Raw genomic sequence first — 12,741 nt, 5'->3', positions numbered from 1 at the left:
TAAAGGAAATTATATTTTCCGCTAACTGTTAACATTATTCTTCTGGAGTGAAAAATGAAATTTGGAACCCTGTATTCTTACTGGAGTACCGACTGGGCCTGCAATTTTGATGGTTATGTTGCGTTGGTAAAGAAAGCGTCAGAAATCGGATTCGACATTCTGGAAATAAGCGCAGACCACGTTTATCACATGTCGGTCAGTGAACTGGAAAAGCTAAATGAAATTCGTAAAAGCCACGGCCTTATTTTTACACTTAATAGCGGCCCGGCTAAACAGTACGATCTGGCATCGGCCGATGAGGCTATTCGTCAGCAGGGAATGGATTATTTCACCCATATTCTGGAAAAGATGCCGATTCTGCAAGCCGATACGCTGATCGGCGCGATTTATTCTTACTGGCCCTGCGATTTCGTCACCACCGATAAAGCCGCCGCCTGGGAACGCAGCGCGCAGTGCCTGCATATCATTGGCGAAGCCGCTGCGCAGCGCGGAATTAGCATCGCGCTGGAAGTGCTTAACCGCAATGAAACCTACATTATGACCAACTGCGAAGAGGCGGTAGCCTACTGCAAGAAAGTGAACAGCAGCGCGGTCAAGGTGTTGCTCGACACCTATCATATGAACATCGAGGAAGATGATATTCCGGCAGCGATCCGCTATGCCGGTCCGTGGCTGGGCCACTTCCACGTCGGGGAAAATAACCGCAAGCTGCCGGGCATGAATAATAGCATCGACTGGCCCGCCGTTGCGGCAGCGCTGCATGAGATTGGTTATAACAAAGGCGTAGTAATGGAACCCTTTATCCTCAGCGGCGGCGCAGTGGGCGATGCCATACGCGTCTGGCGCGATCTGAGCGACAATGCTTCCCCACAGCAGATGGATGAATATATCAGCCGTTCGCTGGATTTTCTTAAAACGACCTTTGCCTGAGGCGCGGCGCATCGCGGTTACAAGCAATGGTCATGAGGCTAGCTGAATATCAGTCGTGCTTAAACATCAGCGCGCGCAGCGTCTCACTGAGCTGGCTGGCAACCTGACATAAAGCCTGTTTAGCGTCCTCGTACTCTCCCGGCAGCTGATCAAACCACGGGCAGGTAATCACCGCATGGGCATGGTTATCCGGCCCGATCACCGGCCAGGAAACCGAGGTCAGGCCGACGATACGGTCATGCGGGATTTCAGCGTAGCCCTGCGCCTTAATTTGCGAAAGCTGTTCGACCATGACGCCGCGTAAGCGGTTATCCAGCCCGTAATGACGAATCAGCCGCCAGCTGTCCTGGTCGCTGGCCAGCGCCAGCAAAACCAGCGAAGAACTGGATTTCACCGTATTCAGCAGCGAGCCCTCTCTGGCGCTAATCGACGGGGTAAAGTCCGGATGACGATGAGCGATCACCCGCACCTGATCGTCCTGCAGCGCCGCCAGATGGCAAGGCTGGTTGGTGCGCCAGGTGAAATCTTTCATCAGCTGCTGGCAGCTATCAGAGCGCGCCAGCTGCTCAACAAAGCGCGGCTGGCTGCTGAACATCAGTTTGCCGGTCAGGCGGTAATAGCGGCTGGCGTCTTGCTTGAGATACCCCTCCTCCTCCAGACACTGCATAATGCGAAACAGCTGATTAAAGGAGAGATGGAGCGCGGCGACCAGCTCGCTCATGGTCATTGGCACGCCGGCTTGTGACATGTATTCAAGTACACTTAAACCCCGGCTGAGAGCCGGGGCACGATAGTCGGTCATAGTACTCCTTTATGCTGCCCATCAGGCCGGGGCGGCCTCACCTCCGGCCTTTGCTGGCGCATATGTAAGTAGCGGATCGTCAGCAGAGTCACTACGCCGCCAATCGCCATACAGCCGCCAAGGTAATACATTGGCGCGCTGGCGCTGGCGGTCAGATCCCGCACCGCCGGCACGGTGTTTTGCGCAAAGAATCCGCCCAGGTTCGCCAGCGAGTTGATCGCGGCCAGCCCCGCCGCCGCCGCCGATCCGCTCAGAAAGCGAGTCAGCGTCCAGAAGCACGGCTGAATGGAGAATATAGCCATAATCACCAGCGTGATACATAAAAAGCTCAGCCATGGCGTGGTGATAAACAGCGCGCTGCCGGCAAGAAACACTGCCGCGACAAACATCGGTAGCGCGATATTTTTCACCGGATCGGCAGTGCGCCGCGCATCGCGCGTCATCCACCACAGCAACGCAATCGCCATCAGCCACGGCAGCATATTGATAAGGCCATTAGCCATATCGGAAACGCCAAACTCTTTAACGATAGTTGGCATCCAGTAGCTGAGGCCGTAAGCGCCAAAGGAGATAAAGCCCAGCACCAGCGCCAGCAGCAGCACGCGCGGGTCCTTCAGCGTCCTGAGCGTTCCTCGGATATGGTTATCCTGGTCGCGCCGCTGCTCGCGCTGCAACGTCGCCGCCAGCCAGGCTTTCTCTTCAGCGCTGAGGAAGGCTGCTTTTTCCGGCGTATCCGGCAGCCATATCAGCACCGGAATAATAAATACCAGCGCCGGCACGCCGGTACCGATAAATACCCACTGCCAGCCCTCCAGCTGCAATGCACCGTGTATGCTGAGCAAGGCACCGTTAAGCGGCGCGCCGACCATGTTGGCAATCAAACTCGCCATGATCAGATAGCCGACGACGCGCGGCCGGTACTCCAGCGGAAACCAGCGGGTCATGTAATAGAGTAAGCCCGGATAAAGCCCGGCTTCCGCCGCGCCCAACAGAAAGCGCAGCAGATAAAACATCGCGGCGCTGGAGGTAAAGGCCATTAAAATCGTAATCAGTCCCCAGGTCAGCATAATGCGTGTGAACCACAGGCGGGCTCCCACGCGATGCAGCATGACATTACTCGGCACCTCAAATAATAAGTAGCCGATAAAAAACAGCGAGGCGCCCAGCCCGTAAGCCGTTTCACTTAATGACAAACTTTCCACCATGTGGAGTTTGGCAAAGCCAATATTCTGGCGATCGATATAAGCAATTACGTACAGCATTACCATGATGGGCAATACTTTTATCGTTATTTTATGAATGGCGTTTCTTTCAATATGATTATCAGCAGAAGACATTATCTGCTCCTTATTTGCCAGAGTAAGTGACAATTACATAATGCCGAATTTTTCGTACGCTTCGACGGTAGACATCCCTTTTTTTAATGCATCTAAGACTTTATTTTCATCTTTCGCTTTTTCGAACGCGCCGTGAAAGGCATCGTCTACGGCCTGAGCCGGAATAACTAATACGCCATCACGATCGCCAAAGATCACATCACCGGGCATGACGCGCACGCCGTCCAGTTCGATCGGCACGCGCCAGTCGACAACCTTGCCGCGCGGCCCCTGATCCTGGGCATAGCTGCCAAAAGAGGCTACCGGAAAATTCAGCCGCAGGATCTCATTACTGTCGCGATGATAGCCGTGAATAACCGCCCCCGCCGCGCCGCACTGGATTGCGCGGGTAGACATTAAACCGCCCCACTGGGCGTAGCGCAGCGAGCCGCCGGCACAAATATAAATTTCATTTTTTTGTAAATCGTCCAGTGCATGAAACATCAGACCAAAAGGTTTTTCGCTAAGTTCGGAATTTCCGGCCGAACTCTGCTGAAAATAATCAGCCTCAAGCACCGGCATGGCGCGGCCAATAATAACCATCTCCGGATCGATGGGTTTTAATTGCGGTGAGAGAAATTGATGAATTAACCCCATTGAATCCAGAACATCACCAACCAGCGCGACAAATAGCTTTTCTTTAGCAAGACGAAATAACTCGTCATCGTTAGACCAGAACTGACTCATAATATCTCCGTTAACTATTATTCAGGATGAGGTTCACGTTTAATATCGCTGCCGGATTTACCCGGTAGAAAATTTAAGTCAGCGCCGGTATGGGCTTGCTGTACCGTGCGGATATACAGGTTGGCATAGCCGCGCGGATAATCGGGAAGCACCGGCTGCCACTGCGCTTTACGCCGCGCCAGCTCTTCATCGCTGACGTGTAATGTCAACCGCCGTTCGCGGCAGTTCAGCTCAATCAGATCGCCATTGCGCACCAGCGCCAGCGTACCGCCGACGGTCGATTCAGGACTGACATGCAGTACGATGGTGCCAAAGGCGGTGCCGGACATGCGTCCGTCGGAAATGCGCACCATATCGCGGATGCCCTGCTGCAACATTTTCAGCGGCAAGCCAAAGTTTCCCACCTCCGGCATCCCCGGATAGCCCTGCGGGCCAGCGCCTTTAAGCACCAGAATATCTTCCGGCCGCACATCAAGGTCAGGATCGTTGATGCGGCGGTTGTAGTCTTCAATATCCTCAAATACCACCGCTCTGGCGCGGTGGTTCAGCAGTTGGGGCGTGGCCGCCGAAGGTTTAATTACCGCGCCGTCGACGCACAGATTGCCTTTCAGCACGATGGTGCCGGCATCTTCGCCAAACGCCTGCTCATGGCTCGCAATCACCTGAGGATTCAGAATCGGCGCATGCTGATAGTTTTCAGTCAGCGTTTTGCCGTTACATTGCCGCGCCGCACCGTGCAGTCTGTCCAGCAGCTGGCCGATAACCGCCGGCACGCCGCCAGCATAGTAAAAGTCCTCCATCAGGAACGCACCGGAGGGTTTGAGGTTCGCCAACAGCGGAATGTGCTGGCTAAGATGATCGAAATCTTCCAGCGTTAAAGGCACTTCAATACGACCGGCTATGGCCAGCAGATGCAGGATAAAATTGGTTGAACCGCCGATTGCCGCGTTTACCTTGATGGCATTTTCAAACGCCTGGCGCGTCAGGATATGCGACAGGCAAAGGTTCTCCTCCACCATTTCCACAATCCGTCGTCCGGATAAACGCGCGTTACGGCGGCGCGCCGCATCCACCGCCGGAATCGCAGCCGAGCCGGGGAGCGACAGCCCCAGCGCTTCCACCATACAGGCCAGCGTAGAGGCGGTGCCCATGGTGTTGCAGGCACCGGGGCTGCGCGACATGCTGTTTTCCACCTCGTCAAACGCCGTCTGGGTTATCACACCGGCGCGTAAGTCTTCGCTGAATTTCCACAGGTCGGTGCCGGAACCGATATCCTTACCCTGATATTTGCCGTTGAGCATTGGTCCGCCGCTGACGACCAGCGTGGGCAAGTCAACGCTGGCTGCGCCCATCAGGCAAGACGGGGTGGTTTTATCGCAGTTGGTCAGCAAAACTACGCCGTCAATCGGGTTGCCACGAATCGACTCTTCGACATCCATGCTGGCAAGGTTGCGAAACAGCATCGTCGTCGGCTTCATTAACGCCTCGCCTAACGACATCACCGGAAATTCAAATGCCACACCGCCGGCCTCCAGCACCCCCATTTTGACCTGTTCAGCCAAATCACGCAGGTGTGCGTTGCAGGGGGTTAATTCAGACCAGGTATTACAGATACCGATTACCGGGCGCCCGTCAAAAACATCATTCGGCAGCCCCTGATTTTTTAACCAGCTTCGGGCAATAAATCCGGATTTATCTTTACGCCCGAGCCAAGACTGACTGCGATATTTGGTCATTGTTTACCGCGCTTATATAACCAGTGGGGAGAATGTTCAGCAGTGTAGGTGATGGCAGAAACCGGTCAATGGCAGGGGCTGGAGTGAATGAATCATCAAGTTTGTGAGCAAAGGAGAAAAATGCTGACCGACATCGGGCATTAACTTTTACCAATAAAAGTTAATGCCCAAGGGAGACGGAAATAAAAAATATCTCGTTAATAATAAAAGAGATTACTGCAAGCGGGTCGGCGATAGCTTTTACCCGTAAAAGTTAAAAAAATGCGGGTAAATGTTCATACTGTGATCGCGATTACGCTTTGAGCCGACCGCCGGGTGGCAACCTGTTCCCGGCTGGCAGCCGCCGCAGGCTGAAACCGCGCCGCGCGGGGCCAGCTGCACGGCTATTTAAGGGTGACGAACTTACCCAGGGTCGAACAGGTCAGCCCTTCGAGGAAGCTCATTAGATTATCCACCGCCAGCCGCGCCCCGGCCACGTCGCCAGCAATAATTTTATTCAGCACTTCACTGTGGCAGTGCGCGCCTTGCTTAAACGCCCGGTTTTGCTGAATATGCTGGTACCAGAAACGCCGGGACTGCGCATGGTTGGCGGCCATGATCTGACTGAGCATACTGTTATGCGCGGCGCTAACCTCACCTTCGTGAATCTGCCGGTTGCATTTCAGATAGCGGATGGTATCGCCTTCGTCAGCCGCAATCAGAATCGCGCGGCTGAGCTCCGCCAGCGCCGCACGCTCTTCATCGGTGGCTCTCACCGCCGCGCAGCTAACCATCAGCTCTTCCAGCGGCTTGCGCACTTCCAGCAGCTCAAGCTGCTGATGAATATCGGTACCACACACCATGGTGCCGCGCCTCGGCTGCATTTCAACAAAACCAATCTGACGCAGGCGCTGTAGTGCCTCTCTGATTGGCGTGCGCCCCATGTTCAGCTCTGCCGCCAGCTGCTGTTCCGACACCATGGTATTCGGCGGTAGCCGGCGCATCACGATCATCTCTTCCAGCTTTTCGAAGGCAATATCAGCCAGACGCAGGTCGGGATCTGAAGCGCCTTCGGCCTGGGGGGGCCATTTTGTTGAACTCATCGACATATCCTGTGTGGTTCTCTTGACGAAAATTAGTATACCCATTATACGTGTCGACATCTGACATATCAGAGGTCGACAATATGAATACTAATAGTGAGGACCGTCGGGAGTACCAGCATATCGACTGCGACGTGCTGGTGACAGGCGGCGGCGCGGCGGGTCTGGCCTGCGCGGTAACCGCCGCGCGACGCGGCCTGAAGGTGGTTTTACTGGAGCGTTACGGATACTGCGGCGGCGGCGCCGTTGCCGGGCTTTCCGGCACGGTATGCGGTCTGTACCTGGCTGGCGAAAGCCAGGCATCCGGGCCGCAGCAAATCGTATTCGGCTTTTGCGAAGAGTTTTGCCAGCAGCTGGCCGGTCGCGGCGGCCTTAGCGATCCCCTGCGCTATGGCAAAAACTGGACCCGGGTTCATGACCCGCTGAAGTGGCGCATGCTGGCCGATGATATGCTGCTGCAGGCGGGCGTCAACGTTATCTATCACGCCGTGGCAATCGGCGTACTGACGGAAGGCGGTGAAAAGGTTGAAGGCGTTATCGCCTGGACCAAGCAAGGCCGTCTGCGTATTAACACCGGGGTGACCATTGATGCCAGCGGCGACGCCGATATTGTCGCGATGGCCGGACTGCCTGACGTCATCGGCGATCGGGGCAACGTACAAAATCCCACCATGATTTTCCACCTGCAGGGGGTGGACATGCCGCGCTTTCTGGCCCGCCACGGCGCCGATACCATCATGGATAATGCGGTATCGGCGCTGATTGCCGACAAAAACCGCAGCGGTGAATACCGCCTGCCACGTAGCAAAATCTGGCTATTCCCGACCACCCAGCCCGGCGAGTTGCTGTGCAACTGCACGCGCATCAGCGGCAGCGATGGCCGCGAACTGAATGCGCTTTACTACCGTGACTTCACCGAGGCCGAAATCAACGGTCGCCGCCAGGCGGTCGAGTACGCGCGTTTCTTTCGCGACAATCTTACCGGCTGCGAGCAGGCATGGCTTAGCGATACCGCTCCGCAGGTAGGCATTCGTCAGACTCGCCAGCTGGAGGGCCGCACGCGCCTCAGCAACGCTGACGTCGTCAGCGGCGCTAAATCCCCCTCGGCTATCGCCCGCTCCGCCTGGCCCATTGAGCTACATGCCGGCGACAGGCCGCGGGTGGAATGGCTGCTCGATGATTTTTATGAAATTCCTTATCACTGCTTTGTCCCGCGTCGCGGGCAGGGACTGCTGGTCGCAGGACGCTGCCTGTCCGCTGAACATGAAGCCGTCGCGTCGGCCAGGGTGACCGCGCAGTGCTTCGCCTATGGCCATGCGATCGGCCACGCTGCGGCGATAGCCGTGAACAACAAGCTGTCGCCCGCAGAGGTAGATCCGGCAGAAATCCGCCAGTTTTTACGCCGTGACGGCGCCCATCTGGAGTAATCAGGAGTCACATTATGTTAATTAGCGAAACGCACGGCGCCGTACGCCAGCTGACGCTGGATCGCCCACAGCGCCGCAACGCGCTCGGCAGCGAAACCATGGCATTGCTGCTGGCCGCGCTCGATGACGCCGAACGGGATGCCGCGGTGCGCGCCATCGTGCTGGCCGCCGCACCGCCGGCATTCTGCGCTGGCAGCGATCTCAAAGAGCTGGGCGGCCTGTCCATCGAAGAGATGTGCCGCCACGAAGCCGACACGGCGACGGTGGCTCGTCGCTTTGCCAGCATTGATAAGCCGATTATCGCCGCCGTTGAAGGCTACGCACTCGGCGGCGGCCTGGTGCTGGCCGCCGCCTGCGATCTGGTGGTCAGCGCCGGTGACGCTCGCTGGCATCTGCCCGAAGTCGCCAACGGCTGGCTGCCGCCCTGGGGACTGCGGGTACTGATCGGGCGCCTCGGCGCCCAGCGCGCCCGCTGGCTGTGCTGGGGTCTTGAGCCGATTGACGGCGAGCGGGCAGCCAGTCTCGGCCTCGCGGACGTAACCTGCCCGCCGGGCAAGGCCGCAGAACACGCCATGGCGCTGGCGGAGAAGTTCGCCGCCCTACCCGCGGAGTCTGTCGCCTCCTGCAAACGTTTCTTTGCGCCTTTTCTCAACGCCGACGCCGAATACCTTGACCGCCTGGCATCGCGCTATTTTGCCGAAGACTGTCGGGGAGAGCAGGCCCGGTCGGTACTGGCCCGGTTTGGAGCAGCAAAATGAATAAAATAGTTACAGCAGAACAGGCGGCAGCCACCATTGAAGATGGTCAGACGGTCGCCGCGTCGGGCGTTATCGGCTGGATCGTGCCGGATAAAACTCTGCAGGCTCTCGGCCAGCGCTTCCGGGATAGCGGGTCGCCGCGCGGACTGACGTTTTATTTCCCCTGCGGTACCGGCGACGCCGTCGGCATCAAGGGCATGGACCACGTTGCGCAGGAGGGGCTGATGAAACGCATCGTGTCCGGCTCCTACATTAATCCGGTCGACCCGACCACCGGGCAGCGCCCAGCTCTGATGCAGCTGATTCAGCAAAATAAGGTTGAAGCCTATTCATGGCCGATCGGCGCCTCCATGCAGTGGTTGCGCGAAGTGGCGCGTAAATCACCGGGCTACATTTCCCGCGTCGGCCTTGGAACCTATGTTGACCCCGATCTGGGCGGCGGGAAGTTCACCGCTATTTGCGAGCAGGATCTGATTAAGAAAATCCGGCTGGACGGCGAAGAGCTGCTTTACTATCCCACCTGGAATATCGATGTGGCGATCATTCGCGCCACCAGCGCCGATGAGTTCGGCAACCTCTCTTTTGAAGAGGAACCGCTGCTCTCTTCCGGCATGGCGCTGGCGTTAGCGGCCAAAGCCTGCGGCGGCAGGGTTATCGCCCAGGTAAAACGGCTGGTAAAACGCGGCGAACGCGCAGCCACGGCAGTGCGATTCCCCGGCATTTTTGTCGACCAGTTGGTGGTGGATGAAGAGATGCTGATGGGAAGCGACGTCAGTAGCGATCCCGCTTACCTGCAGCCTGCGGAGCAGTTCACCCGGCTGCCTGACATTCCGTTCGGACCGGATAAGGTGATCGCCCGTCGCGCCGCCTGCGAGGTACGGCGGCAAGAGCTGTCTATCTTCGGTTTTGGCGCTGCAGCCGACATCCCGCTGGTGATGGTCGAACAGGGCACCATCACCCCCGATAATGCCTATGATGATTACTGGTTTACCACCGAACACGGTTCATATGGCGGCATCGTGATGAACGGCTGGCAGTTTTCTGCTAATCGCCATCCCGATGCGCTAATCGACGGCCTGATGCAGTTCGACGTTATTGACGGTGGTCTGTGCCGCTTCGCCGCGCTGGCGTTCGCCGAATATGATGCCGCCGGCCACGTTAACGTCAGCAAGTTTGGCCGGGCCAATCCCGGTGCCGGCGGCTTTACGGATATTGCCGCCAACGCCCGACGGCTGGTTTTTACCGGCACCTTCACCACCGCCGGCCTGCAGGTGTCTTATCACGATGGGCAAATGCAGATCGAACAGGAGGGCAAAGTCTGTAAGTTTGTCCATCAGGCCCAAAGTATTACCTATCGGGTTAGCGAAGGCGTCGCCCGCCAGCAAAGCGCGCTGATTATCACCGAGCGCGCGGTACTCGATTTAATGGCGTTTCCGCCGGCGCATATTCTGCAACCGTTGCCATTAATGGACCCGGCGCTGTTTATCCCATAGCGCCGCACATTGTCCGGACCTCTTCATCTTACCGCTAGCGACCGCCGCGGCAGCTGTTGCCCACCGGCGGTTAACCACAAAAACATGGCCACAGGCCAGAGGGTAACGTCATGCTCAAACGTTTACGTTGGACCATGGTTTTTATGCTGTTTATGGCTGGAGTCATCAGCTATCTGGACCGGGCGGCGCTGTCAGTTGCGGCGCCCTTACTGACCAAAGACTTACATCTCGATCCGGCGGAGCTGGGCATCGTTTTCAGCAGCTTTTTCGTCGGCTATTCGCTGTTTTGCTTCGTTGGCGGCCAGATGTCGGACCGCTTCGGGCCGAAAAAAGTCCTGCTGGCGGCGATGCTGGTCTGGTCGCTGTTCTGTACCCTGACCGCTGGCGTGGCGGGCATCCTTTCGCTGTTAGTGGTGCGCGTGGTGTTCGGTATGGGAGAAGGCCCGTACGCCACCTGTACCAATAAAATTATCTTTGCATGGTTTACCCCTCAGAAGCGCACGTCGGCGATCGGCTTGGCTAATGCTGGTCAGCAGGTCGGCGGGGCGATTGCCGGGCCGCTGGTCGGATTGATTGCCGTGGCCTGGGGCTGGCGCGTACCGTTTATCATTATCGGCGCACTCGGTCTTGTATGGCTGATAGTCTGGCACTTCAGCGCCGCGGACTCGCCGCGGCAGCACCCTTTGTTAGCCCATCAGCCGCCGGAGGAGAATCTGGCGGCCGAGCCAAATACGCCCGTTCCGGCCGGCTATTCGCTCGGCCACTACCTGCGTCGGCCAACGGTGTTGGCCACCTCCTTTGCCTTTTTTGCTTACGCCTACATCCTCTACTTCTTTCTGTCATGGTTCCCAAGCTATCTGATGATGGAAAGACATATGAGCCTGGCGAATATGAGCTGGGCCAATATCGTCCCCTGGGTATTTGGCGCGGCGGGCGTCATGCTGGGCGGCATTGCGTGCGATGCGTTGTACCGCAAATTAAAGCGGGGCATCCTGGCCCATAAGATCGTCATTATTGCCAGTATGCTCATTTCCGCCTGTTGCGTAGCGCTGGCCGGGCAGGCTTATAGCATCGCCATGGCGATTGCGCTGATGTCGGGCGCGGCGTTTTTTACCAATCTGACGCTCAGCACCTACTGGGGCATTATTTCTGAAACCGTCGAGCCGGGACGCCTGGGCGGCGTCGGGGGCTTCATGCACCTGGTGGCGAATACCGCCGGTATTATCGCCCCCTCGCTTACCGGCTTTCTGGTCAAAGCTACCGGCACTTTCCAGAGCGCCTTCCTGATTTCAGGCGCCGTCGCGCTGCTCGGGGCGCTGGCGGTCGCCTTCTTCGCCAGCGGCAAGCAGCGCGAAAGCCTCGGCGCCTTTGACCCGCAGGCCGATAATCATCATTAGCGCGCCGCATCGCGAACGCGCTTAGCAGCGCTGGCGTGAAATCGCCTGGAATTCAGAACGACTCCCCCACCAGCGCTTCGCTTTTCGCCCACAGCTGACGCGCGCGCGCGGGATCAAGCGCGTGCGACATCACGCCAAAGCGAATGCCTGGCGCGTTATCGACCGGCGCCTGCTGGCAATCCTGGCAGTATCTTCCGCCAATCTCATCGTCGGCGGCCACTGCGGTCGCCCACACCGTGGTGGCCGCCACCTGAGCAAGCGTTTTAAAGGCAAAGCTCTGACCGGCGCTGCCAAGCTCGGCGGCGATACGCTTGCCAAGAGCGCTAAGCTCATCCGGCGACAGGTGACTGGCAAGGCCGGTATTGGCAACGCCGGGCATCAGCGAGGTTGCCCGAATGCCGCGCGCCCGGTGACGTCGGTCAAATTCAACGGCAAACAAGATAACTGCGGTTTTGGCGCCGCCATAGCTAATCCAGGGATCGTAAGGACGGTTGGCGAAGTTGGGATCGTCAATATTCACATCCGCCCAGCGGTGCCCGTTAGAGGATACCGTTACCAGCCTGCCCTTATCGCGTAGCTGTGAGGCCAGGCGGTTCACCAGCAGAAAGTGGCCGAGATGATTGGTGGCGAACTGGGTTTCAAAACCGTCTTTAGTCTGGCTGAAGGGCAGCGCCATCACGCCGGCATTAGCGATGATGGCATCAAAGGTCATCGCCCTGGCAATCAGCGCATCCGCCGCATGGCGCACGCTGGCGAGATCGGCCAGGTCGAGCGTAATAATCTGCAAGCCGCCGCCATTTTCCCCGACGGCGGCGCGTACCCCGGCGCAGGCTTGCTCCGCTTTATTAATATCGCGCGCCGTACCAATCACCTGCGCGCCGCGAGCCACCAGCGCGCGCGCGGTTTCAATGCCCATACCGGAAGAGACGCCGGTTATCAGGTAACGCTTGCCGCGCAGGTCAAGATTTTCCAGAACCTCATCGGCGGTTGAAGTGCTGCTAAATGTTTTGCTCATAGTAAACCTTTGCTGTCGGAAGAGATTTTCATTGCCTA

Annotated in this window: 11 protein-coding genes; 5 read left to right on the top strand and 6 right to left on the bottom strand. The window is 57.5% G+C overall.

Annotation, left to right across the window (positions count from 1 at the left end):
• Nucleotides 1–54 precede the first annotated feature (54 nt).
• On the top strand, nucleotides 55–930 hold the full coding sequence (locus tag BTJ39_RS02765) for a D-psicose 3-epimerase (protein ID WP_078001124.1): 876 nt from the start codon (nucleotides 55–57) through the stop codon (nucleotides 928–930).
• A gap of 49 nt (nucleotides 931–979) precedes the next feature.
• On the opposite strand, the gene BTJ39_RS02760 is transcribed toward BTJ39_RS02765, so the two are convergent.
• The 5 genes from BTJ39_RS02760 to BTJ39_RS02740 all read right to left on the bottom strand — a co-directional run bounded on the left by BTJ39_RS02760 (nucleotide 980) and on the right by BTJ39_RS02740 (nucleotide 6,613).
• On the bottom strand, nucleotides 980–1,732 hold the full coding sequence (locus tag BTJ39_RS02760; protein ID WP_078001123.1) for an IclR family transcriptional regulator: 753 nt from the start codon (nucleotides 1,730–1,732) through the stop codon (nucleotides 980–982).
• The gene (locus tag BTJ39_RS02755) at nucleotides 1,729–3,069 is read right to left on the bottom strand and encodes an MFS transporter (RefSeq protein WP_078001122.1); all 1,341 of its coding nucleotides are present in this window, start codon (nucleotides 3,067–3,069) and stop codon (nucleotides 1,729–1,731) included. Before BTJ39_RS02755 ends, BTJ39_RS02760 begins: the two co-directional genes overlap by 4 nt.
• Before the next feature lie 33 nt (nucleotides 3,070–3,102).
• Complete coding sequence (locus BTJ39_RS02750; protein ID WP_078001121.1) at nucleotides 3,103–3,795, bottom strand: RraA family protein; 693 nt, start codon at nucleotides 3,793–3,795, stop codon at nucleotides 3,103–3,105.
• 17 nt (nucleotides 3,796–3,812) lie between these two features.
• Nucleotides 3,813–5,531, bottom strand: coding sequence for an IlvD/Edd family dehydratase (locus tag BTJ39_RS02745; RefSeq protein WP_078001120.1), 1,719 nt, complete (start codon nucleotides 5,529–5,531; stop codon nucleotides 3,813–3,815).
• A 383-nt stretch (nucleotides 5,532–5,914) separates the two neighbouring features.
• Entirely contained in the window at nucleotides 5,915–6,613 is a 699-nt protein-coding gene (locus BTJ39_RS02740; protein ID WP_176110179.1) for a GntR family transcriptional regulator, read from the bottom strand.
• 83 nt (nucleotides 6,614–6,696) lie between these two features.
• Here BTJ39_RS02740 and BTJ39_RS02735 point away from each other — a divergent pair, with 83 nt between their 5' ends.
• From BTJ39_RS02735 to BTJ39_RS02720, 4 genes are all read left to right on the top strand, one after another.
• A complete protein-coding gene (locus BTJ39_RS02735) occupies nucleotides 6,697–8,040 on the top strand; it encodes an FAD-dependent oxidoreductase (protein WP_078001118.1) in 1,344 nt (447 codons plus the stop codon).
• Between the two features lie 14 nt (nucleotides 8,041–8,054).
• A complete protein-coding gene (locus BTJ39_RS02730; RefSeq protein ID WP_078001117.1) occupies nucleotides 8,055–8,798 on the top strand; it encodes an enoyl-CoA hydratase/isomerase family protein in 744 nt (247 codons plus the stop codon).
• Nucleotides 8,795–10,291 (top strand): CoA-transferase, encoded by a 1,497-nt coding sequence (locus BTJ39_RS02725; RefSeq protein WP_078001116.1) that lies wholly within the window; start codon nucleotides 8,795–8,797, stop codon nucleotides 10,289–10,291. Before BTJ39_RS02730 ends, BTJ39_RS02725 begins: the two co-directional genes overlap by 4 nt.
• 110 nt (nucleotides 10,292–10,401) lie before the next feature.
• Nucleotides 10,402–11,688, top strand: a complete 1,287-nt coding sequence (locus BTJ39_RS02720) for an MFS transporter (protein ID WP_078001115.1) — start codon at nucleotides 10,402–10,404, stop codon at nucleotides 11,686–11,688.
• Nucleotides 11,689–11,740: 52 nt separating this feature from the next.
• On the opposite strand, the gene BTJ39_RS02715 is transcribed toward BTJ39_RS02720, so the two are convergent.
• Nucleotides 11,741–12,703, bottom strand: coding sequence for an SDR family NAD(P)-dependent oxidoreductase (locus BTJ39_RS02715; protein WP_078001114.1), 963 nt, complete (start codon nucleotides 12,701–12,703; stop codon nucleotides 11,741–11,743).
• Between the last annotated feature and the right edge of the window lie 38 nt (nucleotides 12,704–12,741).

Origin of the sequence: Izhakiella australiensis (assembly GCF_002006995.1) — a bacterium.
Taxonomy (GTDB): Bacteria; Pseudomonadota; Gammaproteobacteria; order Enterobacterales; family Enterobacteriaceae; genus Izhakiella; species Izhakiella australiensis.
This window is presented reverse-complemented; position numbering and strand designations above follow the sequence as displayed.

Coding starts and splice junctions, on each gene's coding strand:
- BTJ39_RS02765 (WP_078001124.1), top strand. CDS start 55: ATGAAATTTGGAACCCTGTATTCTTACTGGAGTACCGACTGGGCCTGC.
- BTJ39_RS02760 (WP_078001123.1), bottom strand. CDS start 1,732: ATGACCGACTATCGTGCCCCGGCTCTCAGCCGGGGTTTAAGTGTACTT.
- BTJ39_RS02755 (WP_078001122.1), bottom strand. CDS start 3,069: ATGTCTTCTGCTGATAATCATATTGAAAGAAACGCCATTCATAAAATA.
- BTJ39_RS02750 (WP_078001121.1), bottom strand. CDS start 3,795: ATGAGTCAGTTCTGGTCTAACGATGACGAGTTATTTCGTCTTGCTAAA.
- BTJ39_RS02745 (WP_078001120.1), bottom strand. CDS start 5,531: ATGACCAAATATCGCAGTCAGTCTTGGCTCGGGCGTAAAGATAAATCC.
- BTJ39_RS02740 (WP_176110179.1), bottom strand. CDS start 6,613: ATGAGTTCAACAAAATGGCCCCCCCAGGCCGAAGGCGCTTCAGATCCC.
- BTJ39_RS02735 (WP_078001118.1), top strand. CDS start 6,697: ATGAATACTAATAGTGAGGACCGTCGGGAGTACCAGCATATCGACTGC.
- BTJ39_RS02730 (WP_078001117.1), top strand. CDS start 8,055: ATGTTAATTAGCGAAACGCACGGCGCCGTACGCCAGCTGACGCTGGAT.
- BTJ39_RS02725 (WP_078001116.1), top strand. CDS start 8,795: ATGAATAAAATAGTTACAGCAGAACAGGCGGCAGCCACCATTGAAGAT.
- BTJ39_RS02720 (WP_078001115.1), top strand. CDS start 10,402: ATGCTCAAACGTTTACGTTGGACCATGGTTTTTATGCTGTTTATGGCT.
- BTJ39_RS02715 (WP_078001114.1), bottom strand. CDS start 12,703: ATGAGCAAAACATTTAGCAGCACTTCAACCGCCGATGAGGTTCTGGAA.